Source organism: Arthrobacter sp. FW306-1B-F12A (genome assembly GCF_058781865.1).
In genome coordinates this window covers 39,426-58,469 of sequence record NZ_JBYSXD010000021.1, presented here as the reverse complement: position 1 = coordinate 58,469, position 19,044 = coordinate 39,426, and the positions used below count along the sequence as shown (strand labels likewise).

Here is a 19,044-nt window from a genome sequence, read left to right as displayed (position 1 = left end):
TGCTTACCTTCCTGAGATGAGGCCTGCGATGCTCGCAAGCGCTGACGTTCCTGGTCGACCAGAGCGGCATTCATTGCGGTCGGCCGCCCGGTATGCCCCGTAAATTGTCTGGACGGCCAGCCACCGAAGGGGTTCAAACTCCCAGTTGCGGGCCTGATGGTTCGTCCAGGGCAAACGCGTCAGATCAGTGTCGCGTCGGAGAATAAGATCGGTCAGGGTGCGTCCGGCCAGGTTGGTCGTCGTGACACCGGTACCGACGTAGCCTCCTGCCGATCCCAGCCCGGTCCGCGTGTCGTACTGCACGCTGGCTGACCAGTCCCGAGGGACACCGAGCACGCCCGACCACGCGTGATCGACCTGGACGTCGTGTGCGGCCGGGAAGAACCGCACGAGCAGATTCCGGAGGCTTTGGATGGTGGCCTGGTCGGTTCTGCCGTCCTGGTCGACCCGGGACCCGTAGCGGTACGGGACGCCGCGGCCTCCGAACGCGATGCGGTCATCCTCCGTCCGCTGCGCATACATGTAGACATGTGCGAAGTCGCTGAGGGCTTCATATCCGGACCAGCCGATCTCCTCCCAGAACTCCTTGGGGAGGGGTTCGGTGATGATCATTGAGGAGTTCATGGGCAACCACGTCCGGTGCTCTCCCTCAAGATCAGCGGTGAACCCTTCCGTCGCCCGGATGACGTGGTCCGCATGTACCGTCCCGTGTTCCGTCTCCGCCCTACCGGGCAGGATGTATTTGACGCGGGTGCCCTCGTAAATGGGCACGCCGGAAGCTTCCACCGCCGCCGCCAGACCAGCGGCAAGCTTCGCCGGGTGGACGCGGGCACAGTGCGGATGCCAGATACCTGCAAGGGTGCCTCTGACACCCACCCGGGCCGCCGATTCTTCTGCGGACAGCAGGACGACGTCCGTTCCGGGCCATTCGCGCTGCGTGGTGAACGAAGCGTTGAGCCGCTGCGCCTGCGCGGGGGTGTACGCAACGTTGAGCTCGCCCCCCTTTCGGATGTCGGCGTTGATGTTCTCTTCCGACGCGACCCGGATCACCTCGTCCACAGACCGGTTCATGGCGTGCTGCTGATTGACGGCCGCCTGCCGGCCGTGAGTACCGACGTACTGGTCCAGCCCTCCGGTCACGGAGTTCGTTAGCCAGCCGCCATTTCGGCCGGAGGCTCCGTAGCCTGCGAAGCGGGACTCAAGGACCGCGATCCGGATGTCGGGGACGGCCTTCTTCAAGTAGTACGCAGTCCACAACCCCGTGTAGCCTGCCCCCACGATCGCGACGTCCACCTGGGTGTCCCCGGGCAGGGAGGGTCTGGGCGCGTGCAGACCGACTTGGTCCCACCAAAAAGACACGTCCCCGTTGCGCATCATTTCGCGGCTCCGGAAATCAACGTTCCGCCCAGGAAAGTGGACAACACCTTGACGTGTTCGACATCCGAGGAGTCAACACTCAAGGGGTCCCGGTCCACTACAACAAAATCCGCTAACTTACCCACTTCTACGGTTCCTTTCTCATGGTGTTCGTCCACTCCTTTGGCGGCCCACTCCCCGAACATGCGCAGTCCTTCGAGAGCTGAAATCCGGTGAGGTGAAGGCTTCGCGCCCGCCGTTCGGCTGGCCGCCAGACTGACGTTCCGGAGCGGGCTGATTCCATCTGGAACGGTTCCGGTTGCATCACTTGCTCCGATGACCTCAAACCCTGCGTCGATCAGCTGGCGAAGGGGCTGGAATCCCTGCTGATGTCCTTCGTCCGATACAGCGAAATGCGGTGTAGCCACAAGTCGTACCGGGGTAGCCGCAACGAGTGGAATGTCTTCGGGGTCGATGAAGTCGGCACCGTGCTCGATCCGGTGCCGCATATTCATGCGCCGTCGTGAAGCAATGGAGTTGATCACCTCACATACGAGCCGAATGGCGTGCGGGGTTACTGCGTGCATGAGCAGCTGGACGCCTGAACGATCCGCGGCATCCACGAACTGTTCAAGTTCCGCCCGGTCCCATTTCGTATCGTCTCTATGTTCCCCATAGGCCGTCGCCCCTTCCCCGTCGATGAAGATCTTGGCGCCGCCGAATCGCAACATGTCGTCTCCGAAGCCGGATTCCGGCCCCCACGCCAGGACTTCTTCCAGGCTCGCAGTTCGCGGGACGTGAACGAAGAACCGCACACGGAACGGCAGCTCATTCGCCTTCGCCAGGCGGTGCAACGCACGAACATCATCCGCGGAAGTCGAAATGGTGCTGAGGCTCGTGGTTCCAACAGCTGAGAACGTAGGGCGAGCGTGCGCCCTCAACGCAGACATGACCTCGGCCGATGAGTGCGTGGGCAGGCGGTCCCAGACTTCCGTGAACACGCCTGTCGGCCCTGATCTGTCGACGTCTACATCCATCCAGGACGGTAGGGACCGCAGGTCATCGAGCCCCAGCGCAGTGATTGCAGCCGTGTTGAGGCAAGCTACATGCAGGCCGGCCATCACCACCATGGGCTCGTGTGGGCTGATCCAGTCAAGCTCGTCCTTGTGGGGCAGCCGGCCTTCCGCGACTTTGTGCTGTAGCCCGAAGGAGCTCCGCGCGATGATCCATCCCCGTGGCTGGGACTGCCTGGCATGCGCCAGATGCTCCAGAATCTCCGTCAAACTGCGGTGGGGGGGTGAATGCACGGAAACGTGATGCTCCAGACCCGCGAGAGTCAGCTCGAGGTGGCAGTGCCCGTCTACGAACCCCGGTAGAAGTACAGACCCGTCCAAATCAACCACGGAATCAGCCCGTGCCGCATCAATGCTTCCAGCAGGTCCAATCTGTTCAATACGCGGCCCACACACGAGCACGTCGCTCGGAACCAGGGTCTGCCTACCTCCGAGGAGAGCATTTGCTCCAGTGAAAAGCTTGCGTTCCTGGCCCATCACGTTCCGCTGTTGGCGGGCACGACGACACCGTTCCCTGGGTGCCAGCCAACAGATATGTGTTCACCTTCTCTGAGCGCGCCCTGACCGGCCGCTTCATGGAGGCGCCCGCGCGTGCCATCCGGAAGTTGAATCAGTATGCGACGGAAACTGCCGAAGTACGACACGTCGGTTACCACCGCCGGCAAGATGTTGTGCCCGGACGGTTGTTGCCCCGCGGGGATAACGGTGAGGTGCTCTGGCCTGACAATCAAGGCTGCCTCGCCGGACACGTCGGAGGACGGAACGCGCAAAACGCGATTGCCGTAGGCGACCTCGGTGCCGGAACTCTTTCCGTGGAAGACGTTCGATTCCCCGAGGAAACGCGCGGCGAACAGCGTCCGGGGACGCTCATAGAGCTCAGAGGGTGTACCGATCTGTTCGATGCAGCCCTTGTTGAACAGCACGATTCGGTCGCTCAGCCCCATCGCTTCGCCCTGGTCGTGGGTGACGAAGAGGAACGTGGTGCCGACTTCACGATGGATGCGGCCAATCTCGACCTGCATCTCATCCCTTAGCGCCTTGTCGAGTGCGCTGAGTGGCTCGTCCATAAGCAGCACCGGGGGGCGATAGACCAGAGCACGGGCCAGGGCTACGCGTTGTTGCTGGCCGCCGGAGCACTGCCGCGGCAGTCGGTCTTCGTAACCCTTGAGGTGAACGAGGGCGATGGCTTCATCGATGCGGTCTCTGCTCTCTGACTTCGATAGGCCACGGCCATGCAAGCCGAACGCGACGTTGTCGCGGACAGACATGTGCGGAAACAGGGCGTAGTTCTGGAACACGACTCCCAGGTTGCGGTGGCCCGGGGACAGCGCCGTCACGTCCCTGCCGCCGATCCAGATTCGACCCGAGGTCGGCTTCGCAAAGCCGGCTATGAGGTTCAGCGTGGTGGTCTTCCCGCTCCCGGAGGGCCCGAGGAACGTCACGAACTCACCGGGCGCGACATCGATCGTGGCGTTCTCGATCCCGACGGCGCCGGTGCGGAAGCGTTTGGTGATGGCGTCGAGTCGAACGCCGGAGGTGTTTGTGCTCATTGCATTGCCTTCTTTTGTCGCCGGTCGCCTTTCCGGGCGAGCATGGGCAGCAGAACAACCACCGTTGTCACTGCCAGGATGATGGTGGAGACTGACGCGATGGTCGGATTCACTTCGTTGGTCACGCTGACGAACATTTCGATCGGCAGTGTCCGAACTTGTGGGGACTGTAGGAAGCTTGCCGCGACCACTTCATCGAATGAGGTGACGAATGCGAACAGGGCTCCTGCGGCCACCCCGCGGGAGATGTCGGGAAGGACGACGCGGAAAAATGTCCTCAGCGGTCCGGCACCCAGGCTTGTGGCTGCCCGCTCCAATGCGGGATCGACACCGGCAAGGCTGGAGAGCACCGTAATGACAACGAAGGGCATTGCCAGAACGGTGTGGGCCAGCAGGAAGCCTTGCAGGTTGCCCGTCAAGTGCCAACGAAGGTAGGTGGCGTAGATGGCTACGCCGCTGACGATTCCGGGCACGATCATGGGGGCCATGAGCGCTCCGGTGATGATCGTTGCGGCCCGTCCCCGGATCCGTCGTATCCCAAGGGCGGCAGTCGTACCGAGAATCGTAGATATGACGGTCACCAGGACGCCAATCAGAACCGAGGTCCCGATGGAGTTGATCCAGCGTGGATTCTCGAAGATGTTTGCGTACCAATGAAGGTCAAACCCCTTTGGTGGGAACGCGAAGCTCTCTTGCGATGCGAAGGAGACCGGAATGACAACAAGCAAGGGGGCAATCAGGATCGCACCGACCAGAACGGCCCACAGGCGCAGGCCCCAGCCCGATTTGTTTTCCTCATTCATTGCCGTCCCCTCCTTCAGAGGGCATGATGCCCCTCGTTGCTCTGCGAGCGATGGCGAGGAGCAGTCCTGTGATGACCAGTAGGACCAAGGAGAGAGCACCAGCTCCGGCGAAGTCCAGCAGCCTGCCCACCTTGGTTTCGATGAATTGGCCGATGAGTGATTGCTGGGGTGAGCCGATCAGCCGGGGAGTGACCCAGAACCCCAAGGCGAGGATGAATACCAGTACCGAACCGGCGGTTACGCCTGGCAATGAAAGGGGAAGAAACACCTTGATGAACGCCCGTGGGCGCGACGCTCCCATCGAATAGGCCGCGCTGAGCAGCTTCCGGTCAAGTTGGGTCATGTTGTTGTAGAGCGGCAGGACCATAAAGGGAAGGAGAACCTGTGCCATCGCGATCGTGACGCCGACCTGGGAGCCGAGCAGGGGTATTCCGCCCAGGCCGATTGATCTGAGGAAGTTCGCGATAGGCCCGTTGGGCTGCAGGAGCACGATCCAGGAAAAGGTCCTGGCCATGAGACTCGACCAGAACGGGAGCAAGACAAGAAACAGCAGGATTGATCTGGCCTTTGGCTTGGCAATGCTCATGAGGTAGGCGTATGGGTAAGACAGAACCAGGGTCACGGCGGTGACCAGCAGGGCAACGATCATGGTCCGGACGAGGATGGTGATCGAGGTTGGGTCACTGAACAGACGCGCGTATTGTCCGAAGCCTGGTTGAGGCTCCAGGAAACTCCGGGCACAGAGAACAACGAGCGGGACCAGAAAGAACACCACGACGACGGCCACCGCCGGTACTGCAAGCAGGGATCCGTGCAGCTTGGTTCCGGACCTCGCCAACGTGCTAGTCATCATGTGCTCCATCGCTCCAAACAACGCGTCCGCCGACGACGGTCAGATCGGACTCCAACCCGCGTAGCTCCCTCGGTGTCATGTGCCGCGGGTCCTGCCGATAGACAGCGCAGTCACCGCGGCCGCCGACGCGCAGTACCCCGATCTGACCTTCAAGACCGCCTGCATAGGCCGCGAACTCCGTGTAGGTGCGGATCGCGGTTCCCACATCCACGGATTCACCGGCGTCGATCACCAGCCCGTCGCGGTTCTTCCGGTCGAGCATTGCCGCCACACCGAACCACGGGTTGGTGGCAAATGGTTGGGTCCCTCCGGTGTCGGAGTTCCCCGGCGGCATCAGACCGGCCTGTACCAGTGATCGGTAGGCGTAAACCCCGGCGCCGTCGTCTGCATGGATGAAGCCGGCAGTGGGCACAGGGATGACGCTCAAATCGCGAAGACGGGTGATCATGGCCTCGTCGATCCACTGGTTCGCAACGTGCTCCAGCCGGGTCCGCCGGTCGCGTGGTTCGGACACCCGCCCCGCTTCGTCGATGGCGTCCAGGGCCACCATTTGTGCCAGGTCTCCGATCGCGTGAATCCAGACTTGAAGGCCGGCCCTGTCCGCGATGACGAGCTCTTCGACCAAGTCTGCGTAGTGCCTGGTCACGGCACCCCATTTGCTGGGGCTCAAGGCGAGATGCCGGGAATCGAAGGACGACGAGTCATCGCCATCGACGAAGAGTTTGACGCCGTTGAGCCACAGGTGGTCATTCCCGAAGCCGCTCCCGATCCCGATGCCCGCAAGCTGGCTGACGGATGACAGAATGGGGTTCAATCCGGGCGCAACCGTGAGCGTCAGGCTGAGGCGAACGGGGAGGCGGCCGTCGGCGTTGAGCCGTTGGTAGGCACTGACTCCCTCGGCGGTGGCCGGTAACTCGTAGACGGTGGTGACGCCGTGCCTGGCGAATGACGTCGTCAGTTCGAGTTCGAGAATGTGTTGAAGTCGTTCCGGTGAGGTCGCCGGCACCGGGAACAGGTGGAACCCTTCGTCAACCCGTCCGGTAGGAACTCCGTCGTCTGAAAGTTCGACCAGGGTGCCGCGCGGTGATGTGTACCCTCGTACGATTCCGGCCCGTTCAAGAGCGGCCGAGTTGGCGCTGAGCCGGTGCATGCTCTCCCGAACGAGGATGGGCACGGTGCCTGAAACGGCATCAAGTTCAGAACGGTTCGGAAGATCTTGCCCGAATGTCCCCTGCGCGATCAGCCAGCCATCAACGGTTTGCCCGAGGTTCTGCTGCAGACGCTCGAGCGTGTCCTGCGGGTGCAATCCCCGGACGTCGAGCCATTCACGGCTCAAGGCGCAGAATTCGACGTGCGTGTGGGAATCGATAAGTCCCGGCAGGATCGTTGCGCCGTCGACATCGACGACACGGATGCCCGGCAGGGTCTTGGTCTTTGCGAGCACTTCGGCGGTGGTGCCGAGGACTGTGACGATTCCGTCCTCGATCAGGATGCTCTCGCTCCGGGATCCATGCTCGTTGAGCGTGCTCACGGATCCGTTAATCAGTGCTATGGAATGCACGGTTGCCTTTCAAAAAGGGATGTGTCCGCCGGCGGGACGAATGCCCGCCGGCGGAACGCCTGGCTGGGTCAGCCGGCCGTCCAGGCCGTCCAGCGGGAAACGACATCGTCCTGGTTCTGGGCCCACCAGCTGTTGTCCACCTGGTGGGAGACAGCGCGATGGTCCTTGGATGATGAATCCCAGGCGGACTTTATGGGGTCCAGCTTGGGAGTTGCCGCGAGATTCGCCGCGCCGTAGGCGATGCTTTCTGCCCAGCGGGTTTGTGGCTCCTTGGATACGGCGTAGTCGATGAACTTCTGGGCGGCAACCTTGTTCGGCGAGCCCTTGACGATAGCGAGCGAGGCCCAGTGGTAGATGTTGTCCTGCCAGACCGGGGCGTAGGGTGCTCCGGCCTGTGCAGCTTCATAGCCTCGGCCTGACCAGATCAGCATCATGTCCGCGCGCTGTTGCTCCATCATCTGCACTTGTTCGGCTCCCGAGGACCAGAAGAGCGTGTTGGCCTTGACGCGGTCCAGCACCTTGAACGCCCGGTTATAGTCGAGCGGGTACAGATGGTCCGGCGAAACGCCGTCCGCGATCAGCGCAAGCTCAAGGTTGCCCTCGGAAGGGTCATTGGACATCGCGCGGCTTCCCGGATACTTATTCGTGTCGAAGAAGTCAGCGATGGACGTCGGCGGCTTGTTCCCGTACTTGTTCTTGTTGTAAACGATCGTGTAGGAATACGTGTCCAAAGGCACGCCACAGTCCTCGACCGTACCTTCCGCAAAATCGCTCTTTTTGATGTTGCTCAGGTCCAGCTTTTCAAAATACTTGCCACAATAAGCGGGAACATCCTGCTGGCCGGCCACGTACACGTCCCATGTGGGGTTCCCGGTCTCGGCCATGACCTTGAGCTTGGCCGGGTCCACAGGACTCTCGACCGTCACTTTGGTTCCGGTGTCCTTCTCGAACGGACCAATGATTGATGATTGCTGTGCGTCCTGGAAAGCACTTCCATAGGTGACCAAAGTCAGCTTCCCCGTGTCGGATGACGAGCTGGACGCAGCATCAGGGGACGCCGAGGCGCCGCAGCCAGCTAGAAGGAGAGCCAGAGCGGCTGCTGCCGCCGCACTCCGTTTACGATGTGACATCTGTTTTCTCCTTGAAAGATAGGACTGCTTTGTCCCATGGGTGGAGGCATCAGCGCGTTTGCGCTAAGGAATGGTTTGCATGTTCCCCCGGCCACCCCAGCGGATCACGCTGCCTGACTGATTGCCCGTACGAATGCGGGAGGGGTGCTGTTCGTGTTTCGACGCAGAACCCACGTGGTTCTGGTTTTGGCGTCTGACTCGAGCCAGCTGAGGCAGCTGCAGTTCAGGAGCCTCGTTGAGATATTCACATGTTTTACAACATTGTTTTACCAAGCTATCCTTACTGAAGGAACACGTCAAGAGCCGGGCTGCAAGGCGTCCTCGCAGTTCTCCGTGCCGTACCGAAAGGGGTGCCGATCGTGCCGATCGATGTCAACGAGTCCGTCCGCCTGTCGGATATCGCCAAGGCAACCATCCGGGTTGCCAGTGAGCGGGGCAGCCGCGGCGTGACACTGCGGTCAGTGGCAGAACATCTTGGCCGGTCCACCGCCTTCATCACCAACTTTGTTCCGTCGCGCGCGCAACTGATGGTGAATGCACTGGAGCATGCTCGCGCCGGGTGGGGAGCCGACCGCGAAGAACGGCTGTCCGGGACGGTGGGGATCGAGCGTATGGTTGGCGTAGCGCGTTGGATGTGCACCACTTCAGCCGAGGACATTGTGCTGCGCGCGCTCTGGATTGAGGCCATCGCTGATGTGCGGGGGGCAAACGCGGCATATGAGGTAGTCAAGACCGTCACGGACACCACGTATGCCGAGTTCCTGCGATCCTCGCATGACGCCGGCTTGGCCCATGCGGAGCAGATTGCGGACATCCTGTATCTGTTTTGCCGTGGTTTTCACGTCAAGTCTGTCGAGGATCCGGACATATGGACCGACGAGAAGGCAAACAGGGCACTGGAACACCTCCTGAACAAGTTGCTTCTTGATGCCCGGGGCAGCTGAGGCGCTTCGATCGGCGCGTGTGCTAAAGCTGGATAGGCCGGCTGCCCACACAGGCGCCACGGCCTCCTGGCCCAGGAACTCCCCTGGATCTGACGGCCGATGTTCCATTTGGGCTGGGCGACAGGTTGCTATTAAATTGGTCGCTCCGTTTACGGACCGTGGCGAGGACGGACAGACGGGCCGTCGCCGAAGATACACAGGACTGTTTCAAAGTCCCTTCCATGGGCAGGCAATCCGGGTTGGCGGACGGTCGGCGCATGCTCGGAAGCGAAATCCCCGACCGTCCGCGTGGCCCTCGTCGCTGCCCGCAGCCGGACCTCGCTCGGGGACCCGGCTGCTCCCGACGAGAACTGCTGAGTTCTTTCAGCTGACGGCGGTCAGGGCGTCGTCGTAGATCGCGAGTGCCTGGTGCACTTCTTCGGGAGTGACCACGGCGGGCGGGACCACGTGGATGCGGTTGTCGGCGATGAAGGGCAGCAGTCCGCGGTTTATGAGCTCGGCCTTGACTCGTCCCATGAACGAGGGGGTGACGGGCTTGCGGGTCTGGCGGTCTTCGACGAGTTCCAGGGCCCAGAAGACGCCCCGTCCGCGGACCTCACCGATCACGGAGTGTCTTGCTGCAAGCGTGGCCAAGCCGGGCCCGAGGTGGTCGCTGCCGATGAGCCCGGCATTTTCGACAATGTTGTCCTCTTCGAACGCATCGATGGAGGCCACGATGGAAGCGGCGGCCAAGGGGTGGCCGGAGTAGGTCAGGCCTCCGGGGAAGACGCGCTCGTCGAACGTGCCCGCGATTTCCTTGGAGATGATGACGCCACCCACCGGGACATAGCCGGAGTTGACGCCCTTGGCGAAGGTGATGAGGTCCGGGCGGCCGTTGAAGGCGTCCAGGGCGAACCAGTCGCCGGTGCGTCCGAAGCCGGCCATGACCTCGTCGAGGATGAGGAAGATTCCGTGTTCGTCGCACAGCGCGCGGACGCCCTCAAGGTAGCCGGGCGGCGGGACCAGGATTCCGGCGGTACCGGGAACGGTCTCGAGGAGCACGGCGGCCACGGACTGGGGGCCTTCCAGTTCGATGGTCCGGCGCAAGTGCCGCAAGGCGCGCTCGGCCTCCTGCTCAGGTGTCTCAGCCCAGAACTCCGAGCGGTAGAGGTATGGGCCGAAGACGTGGACGTGGCCGCGGGAGTATTCGTTGGGGATACGGCGCCAGTCCCCCGTCGCCACGATCGCCGCCCCCGTGTTGCCGTGGTACGAACGGTAGCGGGAGATGACCTTGTCACGGCCGGTGTGCAGGCGCGCCATGCGGATGGCATTCTCGTTGGCGTCTGCGCCGCCGTTCGTGAAGAACACCTTGTCCATGGTGCCTGGCGCGTGGGAGAGAATCTTTTCTGCCGCGAGACCCCGCGTGAAGTTAGCGTGGGCCGGGGCAACCGTGGTGAGGGTATCGAGCTGCTGCTTGATGGCCTCGATGAGGCGGGGGTGCTGGTGGCCGATGTTGGTGTTGACCAGTTGGCTGGAGAAGTCGAGGTACGTCCGTCCGTCGTGATCCCAAACGGTGCTGCCCGACCCGCCGGCGATCGCCAACGGCTTCAACGTTTTCTGGGCGGACCAGGAATGGAAGACGTTGGCCCTGTCCAAGGCCACGACGTCGAAGTTGGTGATGGGTGCGGCCAAAGCCGTCCGGCCGGGGTTCATGGGAACGTCCTCTCATCGGGGCCTCTTATTGCGGGAGCATGTGGCCTTCCCTTTCATGATGTTCTGGGCGGGGTAATAATGTCCTTCGACATTTGTCCAATCCATGAGGCGATGCTCTACGTTTTTCCAAGTAGGCTGAGAGTGTGCCGCCAACGTTAAACACAATCCTTCACAACCGCTCCCTCAGGCTGCGGTTGGTCACCCCAGACCACGCCAGTCCGGCCGTTGACGCCCAGGTTTCGTGGGTACACAGTTCCGACCTTGATGACCCGACGCCGTTCCTGGACCCTGGGCAGCTCCTCCTGACAGACGGGACGCAGTTTCCGGTCGACAACGCCGGTGATGATCTTTACGGCGCGTATGTGGAGCGGCTCGTAGAACACGGGATCAGCGGGCTCGGATTCGCCACGCAGGTCATCCACGGGGTCTTGCCGCAAGGCTTGGTGGATGCGTGCCGCCACCACGGCCTGCCGCTGGTTGAGGTTCCCGACCGCACGCCCTTCATTGCCATCATCCGTTTCGTGGCCGATTGGCTGGCGAGGGAGCAGAATGCACGCTCGGAATGGTCGCTCCAGGCGCAGAGGGCCATCGCAAGGGCCGCGCTGCGGCCTGACGGGTTGAGATCCATCCTCGCCGAGCTTGAGCGGCAGCTCCAGGGCTGGGTTGCCTTGTTCGACGCCGCGGGGAACCACATTCTGATGCCCAACAACCGCCCGGTGCCCTCGGCGCTGATGCCGGGGGTGGAAGAGGCGGTCAGGAAGGCGCTGGATCAAGGGTCCCGGTCTGTTTCCCAGCTGACGGTTGAAGGGGAGCAGATCACCTTGCAGACGTTGGGACGACGGCACTTTCTGAGGGGCGTGCTGGTGCTTGGCGCCATCGAGCCGTTGGACCCGGCCCGAACGGACATCATCAACAGCGTGATTGCGTTGGCCAGCCTGGCGCTAGAGCAGACGCGGACCCTGGACACGGCACGGCGGCACCTGCGTGCGGGCGTATTCGAGCAACTGCTAGCTGGGAACACGGATGTGGCGGACCGGACCGCGCGCCAAGTGTGGGGAAGGCTGCCTGTTGAGCCGCTGGTGGTGACGGTGGCACAGCCTCCCGGCGAAGGCCAGAACCTCCTTGAGGCCCTTGAGCTGTTGTCTGACGATCATCGCGGTGCCGTCTTCTATGCCCAGCGTAACGAGAACGTCGTTGTCCTGGCGGGGCCGGCACTCCATCAAAAGGTCGCGGGCCTGTTGGAAAGGTACGGCGCGACCGCTGGATCCTCTGGTGAGGCGGACTTCGGCAATCTGGCCGGGGCGCTGAAAGAAGGCGAGCGATCCCTGCAGAGGGCGGTGGAGTTGTCCCGCCCGATGGTGGCCTTCGAGGAGATGACCCAGGGCGGAATGCTGGGCCTGCTGCGGCGGGAAGAAGCTGAATCGGTGGCCCGAAGGCTCCTTGAACCTTTGGTTCAGCACGATCAGTCTGAGCTGACGCAACTGCTGCCGACGGTTTCGGCGTGGTTGCGGAACAACTGCGTCTGGGACCTGACCGCCCGCCAGTTGGGGATACACCGGCACACCCTTAGGAACCGGATCGACGCCGCCGGAACTGTCCTGGGGCTCAACCTCGATGTCTTGCGGGACAGGCTGGAACTGTTCGCGGCAGTGGAGTTTCTGGAGGAGAGTTAGGGGTTTCGGAGGATATCTGCGCGTCTGAAATGCCTGGAAAGAGGGCGAGCCTCCGGCGCGTTCGGGATGCGGCACGCACCGGAGGCCTTGGCTTTCAGAACCCACTGCAGATGGCCCTGACACCTGTTTAGTTCTGGCTACTAGTTTTGCGGGAAGCCCAGGTTGATTCCCCCGTGGCTCGGATCCAGCCAGCGCGAGGTGATGGCCTTCTCCCGGGTGAAGAACTGGAAGCCTTGCAAGCCGTATGCCTTGGAGCTGCCGAAGATGGAGTCCTTGAAGCCGCCGAAGGAGTAGTAGGCCACGGGAACCGGAATCGGCACGTTGATGCCGACCATGCCCACTTCCACCTCGTTTTGGAAGCGGCGGGCGGCGCCGCCGTCGTTGGTGAAGATCGCCGTGCCGTTGCCGTAGGCGCTTGAGTTGATGAGGTTCAGGCCCTCTTCGTAGCTGCGCACCCGGACTACAGACAGCACGGGGCCGAAGATTTCGTCCTTGTAGGCGCGTGAGGTGACGGGGACGTCATCGATCAGCGTGGGACCGAGCCAGAAGCCGTTCTCGTCGCCGTCGACCTCAACATTCCTGCCGTCCACGACCACCGTGGCGCCGTCGGCGGCCGCAAGGTCGATGTAGCTCGCGACCTTGTCCCGGTGCTGCTTGGTGACCAGCGGCCCCATGTCGCAATTGCGGCGGCCGTCGCCGATGCGGAGGGTGGACATGCGGGACGTGATCTTTTCGATCAGTTCGTCAGCGACGGGCTCGACGGCGACCACTACGCTGATGGCCATGCAGCGTTCACCGGCGGAACCGAAGCCGGCGTTGATGGCGGCGTCGGCGGTCAGGTCCAGGTCGGCGTCGGGCAGTACCAGCATGTGGTTCTTTGCCCCGCCGAGTGCCTGGACGCGCTTGCCGTTGCGGGCGGCAGTCTCGTAGATGTACTGGGCGATCGGTGTCGAGCCGACGAAGGAAATTGCCTTGACGTCGGGGTGCGCCAACAGGCCGTCCACGGCTTCCTTGTCGCCGTGCAGGACGTTGAAAACACCGTCGGGAAGACCGGCCTCGGTGAAGAGGGAGGCCAGCCAGTTCGCGGCGCTGGGGTCCTTTTCGCTTGGCTTGAGGATTACAGCGTTGCCGGCGGCGATGGCGATCGGGAAGAACCAGAGCGGCACCATGGCAGGGAAGTTGAAGGGGCTGATGATGCCGACGACGCCCAGGGGAGCCTTGGTGGAGTAGACGTCGACGCCGGTGGAGACGTTCTCTGAATGCTCACCCTTGATCAGGTGCGGGAAGCCTGTGGCCAGTTCGGCCACTTCCAAGCCTCGGGTGATTTCACCCAAGGCGTCGGAGACCACCTTGCCATGTTCGGAGGTGATGATCCCGGCCAGTTCGCCCTTGCGCTCGTTCAATAGTTCGCGGAAGCGGAAGAGGATCTGCTGGCGCTTGGTAATGGACGTATCGCGCCACGCCGGGAATGCCTTGTGGGCAGAAGTGATGGCCGCCTGTATGTCGGCGCCGTTGGCCAAGGCCACCTGCTTTGTCTCGGCACCGCGAGCGGGATCGAAGACCGGGGCGGTATGGTCGCCGGAAGAGAGTGCTTCTTCTCCCCCGATCCAGTGGGACAGTACAGGAAGTTCTTGGAGAGTGGACACGAATGTTCTCGCTTTCGGATAAGGCTGGACAATGCGGAGAATTTCCCTCCCACTGTAGGCATTTCAGGTTCATGCTCGGTGATCGATATATGTCGAGCCCTGTTGCCTGTTCCCGACATTTGTCCATGACGGGAGGTCGCGGCCAAAGTAGAATCACTGGCCGTGCCGCGTGTTGAAAACAATGTCCTGCCACTTCTTGCGGGCAGTCCGGTCGCCAGTCATCACGACATGTTTGAGGTTGGTGTATTCCTCAAGTGAGTACGTTGACATGTCCTTCCCAAAGCCAGAGCCCTTGACCCCTCCGTGGGGCATCTCCGACACGATAGGAATGTGCTCGTTTATCCAGACGCACCCAGCCTGAATATCCTGGGCTGCCCGGAGGGATCTCCCCACATCGTTTGTCCATGCCGAGGCTGCCAGTCCGTAGGGCGTGTCGTTGGCCAACGTGATTCCGTTAGCGTCAGAGTCGAATGGCAACGCGGTCAGCACCGGCCCAAACACTTCTTCCTGGACAATTTCCGACGCTTGGTCAGCGTCCACCACGAGAGTAGGCCGGTAGAACGCGCCTGCTGAGAGTTCCCCCTCGGGGGCATGGCCGCCGGCAAGGACACGCGCTCCGTGATGACGGGCACGGCTAACGAAACCGGCCACTCTGTCCCGATGCGTGTGCGTAATGAGAGTGCCCAGATCGGTTGAGGCCTCCATTGGGTCACCTAATACCACCCGGTCCATCAACTCGGCCACTCTCTCGATGAAATCCCCGTACACGGGCGTCTGAATGTACGCCCGTGTCGCGGCCGTACAGTCCTGGCCGGCGTTGATGATTGATGCGGCGACTGCACCGTGAGCCGCAGCTTCGATGTCTGCGTCGTCAAACACCAGGAACGGCGCCTTGCCGCCGAGCTCCAAATGCACACGTTTAGCCGTGGCACTTGCTGCTGCCATGATGTGCCGGCCGATGGCGGTGGACCCGGTGAAGGACACCATATCGACGTCCGGATGCCTCACCAAGTGCTCCCCCACCACGTCCCCGGTGCCAGTGACGATATTAATGACACCATCCGGGATGCCTGCAACTTTGGCCGCCTCGGCAAACATCAGGCTCGTACCGGGGGTCAGCTCAGAGGGTTTGAGCACAATGGTGTTGCCCGCTGCAATGGCCGGCAGGATCTTCCAACCTGCCATCTGCAGAGGGTAGTTCCAAGGAGCAATGGAGCCAATGACGCCGATGGCTTCGCGCCGGATCATTGAGGTTCCGCCCGCGCCATACTCCCCCGCGGCAAGACCCGGCAAGTGCCGGGCGGCGCCCGCAAAGAAGCTCGCATTGTCGACGGTGCCCGGGACATCGAAGCCCGCAGCCAACCGGATGGATTTGCCCGTCTGTCCGCTTTCAACAACAGCGAGCTCGTTGCTGCGGACCCGGAGTTCTCCGGCCAGTCGATGGAGCACTTCGGAGCGCTCCGCCGGGGCCCACCGAGACCAATCAATGAACGCCCGCTTGGCTGACGATACTGCGTGGTCGACATCCCCGACGTCGGCGTAACGGATGATCTCCGAGGCCCCGCCAGTCACCGGGCTGATCCTTTTGGCTTCCAGGCCGGATCCCGTGCGGAATTGGCCATCGATGAATTGATGCATCAGGAAACTCCTATTGTCGTGGTCGGTCAGGAGCCACCACGGGCATCCCTGACGACGGGCGTGCGGTACTACTGGCTGGGGGCCAGATAGAGCTTGCGGAGCCGATCATGAACCAACCAGGTGGTGCGCATCCCTGCGGCGAGCCTGACGACGGTTCCCGGAAGCAGCTCAAGCGATGAAGACGTGCCTCCGGGATCCTGCAGCGCCAAAGTAGACCGTCCGGCGGTAACCAAAAAGATCTCGTCCGCCTCGACGTCGTACATACCTCCACTGGTCATCTCCCAGATACCGAGCGTGAGACCGCCGAACGTTCCGAGGCCGTGGAGGCCAGTGGTGGGCGAGCCCTGAGCCACTTGGTCCCCCGGGACGGCCTCACGCTTCAAAGCGACGGTGTTGACGTCCAGCGCCTGGCCGGCGCACAAGTCCTTTGCGCTCACGAGTCGAATCCCATTCCGATAGCGTCCATGACCTTCAGGAATAGCCCGCGTTTACCTTGATTTCTGTCTGCTTTCACCATGGCAGCTGTCATAAGTCGAACGCCGATCCACGCGATGGGTTCGGGCGGGAACGGAAGCGGCTTCTTCTTCACCAATTGAAGTTCAGTCAGCTGCGTTTTTTCCCCCGAAAGAAGGTCCAGCGTGACTTTCGCACCGAACCGGGTTGCGGCTACGCCGAGTCCTGTGTATCCGGCGGAGTGAACGACCCTTCCGGAATATGCGGTGAGGAAAAACGAGAAGAACCGGCTGCAGGTATCAATCGCCCCGCCCCACTGGTGGGTGAACTTCACATCCGCAAGCTGCGGGAAAGTGGCGAAAAAGTGCGCGGCGAGCTTGCGGGACGTTGCAATATTCTGTTCATACTCGGGTTTTACTCGCCGCCCAAAATTGTAGACAGCGTCATAACCGCCGAAAAGAATTCTGCTCCTCCCCTCGACGTCCTTGGTCAACCTGTAATAGTGGAAGCGGTTATTCAGGTCCGCGACTCCCTGCCGGTTTTGCCAGCCAATGGACTGCAACTGTTCGTCGCTTAGGGGTTCCGACATCAGTGCATAGTCGTAAACAGGGACGGTGAAAGGACGCGCCCGTCTAAGCAGCGGTTGGAATACGTTGGTTGCCAAGGCCACTTTCGATGCCCGGACAGTTGCATTTGCAGTGCAGACTAGTATGGCGCCCCGCACGGGTTCCACCCGTTCAACCGGCGCGTCCTCATAGATCTCGACTCCCAGTTCCAAGCACACCTTGCGCAGACCCCAGGCTAGCTTTGCCGGGTGGACCATCAGTGCGCCGTCCCGCTCCCACAAACCCGCGTGGTAGAGGGGTGACGCGATCTCCTTGCTGACGGCGGCACGGTCAAGGTACTCAGAGTGGTCCTCTTCGACCGACTCCAGAAGCCAGTGGACCTGGTGCGGTTCAGTAGCCACCTTCAGGACGCCCGTCGCTTCGAGGTCGCAGTCGATCCCGTACCGCTCTATGGACTCCTGGATCTCTCTTAAGTTCTCACGACCCAATTGCTCCAGCAGCTGCACTTCGTCGGGCAGGTGCTGGCGGCCGTTGGACTCGCCATGTGTCAAAGATGGCTCGCAGAATCCGCCGTTTCGTCCCGAGGCCGCCCAGCCAATGCGACGCCCTTCAAGCAGTACTACCCTCCTGTCGGGATCGCGTTCCTTGGCCAGGATGGCGGTCCAAAGTCCGGTGTAGCCGCCACCGACAATTGCCAGGTCTGTCGAGGCGTCCGCCAGCAGCGGCGGCAAAGCCTCCGGCCGGTCCGGGTGGTCGAGCCAATAGGGGCGTGGTGCTGCAGAGGCCAGCGCGTTGTCGATTTGAGCAGGTGAGGCTGCTGCCTCGGCGCGGTCATAACTGATCATTTGCCGGTTCCTTGGTTAGTGCATGTTTGGGAGGTGGTGGCTAAAGCTGATTCGAAGACAATGCAGTCGGCGTCGGTTCTGCGGTTGCGGAGCCACCCAAGTTGATCAGGACGACTCCAGCAATGGTCACGAGGATTCCAACTATTTGAAGGACACCCAGCAGTTCGTTAAAGGCGACGATGCCCAGGACCGCTATGAGTACTGTTCCTACGGCTGACCAGATGGCGTAGGTGGTGCCAACGGCGAGGGACTGCAGAACCAAACTGAGCAAGAAGAAGGAAATGGCATAACCCAGCACCATTCCCGCAGTCGGCCAGGGTTTAGTGAAGCCCTCCGAAGCTTTCAGAAGGACGGTGGCAACAACCTCGCACACGATCGCTGCTGCCAAGAAGAGCCAATGCATATTTTTCCAATCCCTATTCTGGCGGCGCATGCCCGACGCTTGGCGGCGGAGGCAAGCTGTTGCTGAAATCGCAACCGAATCCCGACAAAGTTGCTTTCAAGACAAATTTAGCGCCATACGACTGCTTCTAGAACAGCCTTCCCCGATGTAGTTCGTTGCCCGAGGAGCGACCAAGCCTCGGTCGGGAATTCTCCTCCGGCCCCAATCCCCGGCTTCGCATGGAAGCCGGGGCGAAGTTGACCGGCACTGGAATGCAGGTAACACTGGCTCAATGGTCGAAGATGCTAAGCCAGAATTTTCCAGCCGGGCCCGAGGTAACGACATGAGGGAAGCAGCACCGGCACAGGTCAATACCACAGTTCGCTTGGACGACGTTGATCGCAGGATCATAGCTGCGCTGCAGCTCGACGGACGCAAACCGTTCAAGGACATCGCCGAGGAATCGGGAATTCCTGCCTCCTCCGTCCGTTACAGGGTCCAGAAGCTCGAAGAGTCCGGGATCCTGCAGATTGTGGGAATCGCCAATCCGCTGGCAATCGGCTTCGACAGGCTGGCTATGGTGGGCATTAAATGCGCACCTGGAACCGGGCGCGACGTCTGTGCGAGCCTGGCCGATTTTCCTGAGACGAGCTACGTCATCCTCACCGCGGGTACGTTCGATGTGATGGTCGAGGTGGTCTGTCGGGATCTTCCCCACTACACGGAGTTCCTCTATGACAGACTCCAACGCGTCCCTGGGGTCCAGTCCACGGAAACGTTCTTTGTCCTTGAGGCACATAAGCTCGCTTATGGATGGGGCGTCGGTAGTAGCTAAGCGGCCTGCTTCTACCCTCGCCCGCGGCTCGAACGCGCACGCGC

16 protein-coding genes are annotated in these 19,044 nt (G+C 61.7%); 3 read left to right on the top strand and 13 right to left on the bottom strand.

The window, feature by feature from the left end; translation table 11 throughout:
• Positions 1-3: 3 nt before the first annotated feature.
• The 7 genes from AC3WJU_RS12095 to AC3WJU_RS12065 all read right to left on the bottom strand — a co-directional run bounded on the left by AC3WJU_RS12095 (position 4) and on the right by AC3WJU_RS12065 (position 8,326).
• Positions 4-1,374 (bottom strand): NAD(P)/FAD-dependent oxidoreductase, encoded by a 1,371-nt coding sequence (locus AC3WJU_RS12095; protein WP_492259971.1) that lies wholly within the window; start codon positions 1,372-1,374, stop codon positions 4-6.
• Positions 1,374-2,906, bottom strand: a complete 1,533-nt coding sequence (locus AC3WJU_RS12090; protein WP_492259957.1) for an amidohydrolase — start codon at positions 2,904-2,906, stop codon at positions 1,374-1,376. Before AC3WJU_RS12090 ends, AC3WJU_RS12095 begins: the two co-directional genes overlap by 1 nt.
• Positions 2,906-3,979, bottom strand: a complete 1,074-nt coding sequence (locus AC3WJU_RS12085; protein ID WP_492259956.1) for an ABC transporter ATP-binding protein — start codon at positions 3,977-3,979, stop codon at positions 2,906-2,908. Before AC3WJU_RS12085 ends, AC3WJU_RS12090 begins: the two co-directional genes overlap by 1 nt.
• Complete coding sequence (locus AC3WJU_RS12080; RefSeq protein ID WP_492259955.1) at positions 3,976-4,782, bottom strand: ABC transporter permease; 807 nt, start codon at positions 4,780-4,782, stop codon at positions 3,976-3,978. The genes AC3WJU_RS12085 and AC3WJU_RS12080 overlap by 4 nt, the downstream gene beginning before the upstream one ends.
• On the bottom strand, positions 4,775-5,632 hold the full coding sequence (locus AC3WJU_RS12075) for an ABC transporter permease (RefSeq protein WP_492259954.1): 858 nt from the start codon (positions 5,630-5,632) through the stop codon (positions 4,775-4,777). The genes AC3WJU_RS12080 and AC3WJU_RS12075 overlap by 8 nt, the downstream gene beginning before the upstream one ends.
• Complete coding sequence (locus AC3WJU_RS12070) at positions 5,625-7,166, bottom strand: amidohydrolase (protein WP_492259953.1); 1,542 nt, start codon at positions 7,164-7,166, stop codon at positions 5,625-5,627. Before AC3WJU_RS12070 ends, AC3WJU_RS12075 begins: the two co-directional genes overlap by 8 nt.
• Before the next feature lie 98 nt (positions 7,167-7,264).
• A complete protein-coding gene (locus AC3WJU_RS12065; RefSeq protein ID WP_492259952.1) occupies positions 7,265-8,326 on the bottom strand; it encodes an ABC transporter substrate-binding protein in 1,062 nt (353 codons plus the stop codon).
• 359 nt (positions 8,327-8,685) lie between these two features.
• On the opposite strand from AC3WJU_RS12065, the gene AC3WJU_RS12060 reads away from it, so the two are divergent.
• Positions 8,686-9,270: a TetR/AcrR family transcriptional regulator gene (locus AC3WJU_RS12060; protein WP_492259951.1), complete on the top strand. Its 585-nt coding sequence runs from the start codon at positions 8,686-8,688 to the stop codon at positions 9,268-9,270.
• Between the two features lie 363 nt (positions 9,271-9,633).
• Here AC3WJU_RS12060 and AC3WJU_RS12055 read toward each other — a convergent pair whose 3' ends face one another.
• Positions 9,634-10,962, bottom strand: a complete 1,329-nt coding sequence (locus AC3WJU_RS12055; protein ID WP_492259950.1) for an aspartate aminotransferase family protein — start codon at positions 10,960-10,962, stop codon at positions 9,634-9,636.
• Between the two features lie 194 nt (positions 10,963-11,156).
• Between AC3WJU_RS12055 and AC3WJU_RS12050 the strand changes: the two genes are divergently transcribed.
• Positions 11,157-12,635 (top strand): PucR family transcriptional regulator, encoded by a 1,479-nt coding sequence (locus AC3WJU_RS12050; protein WP_492259949.1) that lies wholly within the window; start codon positions 11,157-11,159, stop codon positions 12,633-12,635.
• 140 nt (positions 12,636-12,775) lie between these two features.
• Here the strand turns inward: AC3WJU_RS12050 and AC3WJU_RS12045 are convergent, their stop codons facing one another.
• From AC3WJU_RS12045 to AC3WJU_RS12025, 5 genes are all read right to left on the bottom strand, one after another.
• Positions 12,776-14,281: a CoA-acylating methylmalonate-semialdehyde dehydrogenase gene (locus AC3WJU_RS12045; RefSeq protein WP_492259948.1), complete on the bottom strand. Its 1,506-nt coding sequence runs from the start codon at positions 14,279-14,281 to the stop codon at positions 12,776-12,778.
• Positions 14,282-14,434: 153 nt separating this feature from the next.
• Entirely contained in the window at positions 14,435-15,919 is a 1,485-nt protein-coding gene (locus AC3WJU_RS12040) for a gamma-aminobutyraldehyde dehydrogenase (RefSeq protein ID WP_492259947.1), read from the bottom strand.
• A gap of 68 nt (positions 15,920-15,987) precedes the next feature.
• Positions 15,988-16,356 (bottom strand): cupin domain-containing protein, encoded by a 369-nt coding sequence (locus tag AC3WJU_RS12035; RefSeq protein ID WP_492259946.1) that lies wholly within the window; start codon positions 16,354-16,356, stop codon positions 15,988-15,990.
• A complete protein-coding gene (locus tag AC3WJU_RS12030) occupies positions 16,353-17,783 on the bottom strand; it encodes an NAD(P)/FAD-dependent oxidoreductase (RefSeq protein WP_492259945.1) in 1,431 nt (476 codons plus the stop codon). Before AC3WJU_RS12030 ends, AC3WJU_RS12035 begins: the two co-directional genes overlap by 4 nt.
• A 40-nt stretch (positions 17,784-17,823) precedes the next feature.
• Positions 17,824-18,186 (bottom strand): DMT family transporter, encoded by a 363-nt coding sequence (locus tag AC3WJU_RS12025; RefSeq protein WP_492259944.1) that lies wholly within the window; start codon positions 18,184-18,186, stop codon positions 17,824-17,826.
• 322 nt (positions 18,187-18,508) lie between these two features.
• On the opposite strand from AC3WJU_RS12025, the gene AC3WJU_RS12020 reads away from it, so the two are divergent.
• Positions 18,509-19,000, top strand: coding sequence for an Lrp/AsnC family transcriptional regulator (locus tag AC3WJU_RS12020; protein WP_492259943.1), 492 nt, complete (start codon positions 18,509-18,511; stop codon positions 18,998-19,000).
• Positions 19,001-19,044: the final 44 nt, after the last annotated feature.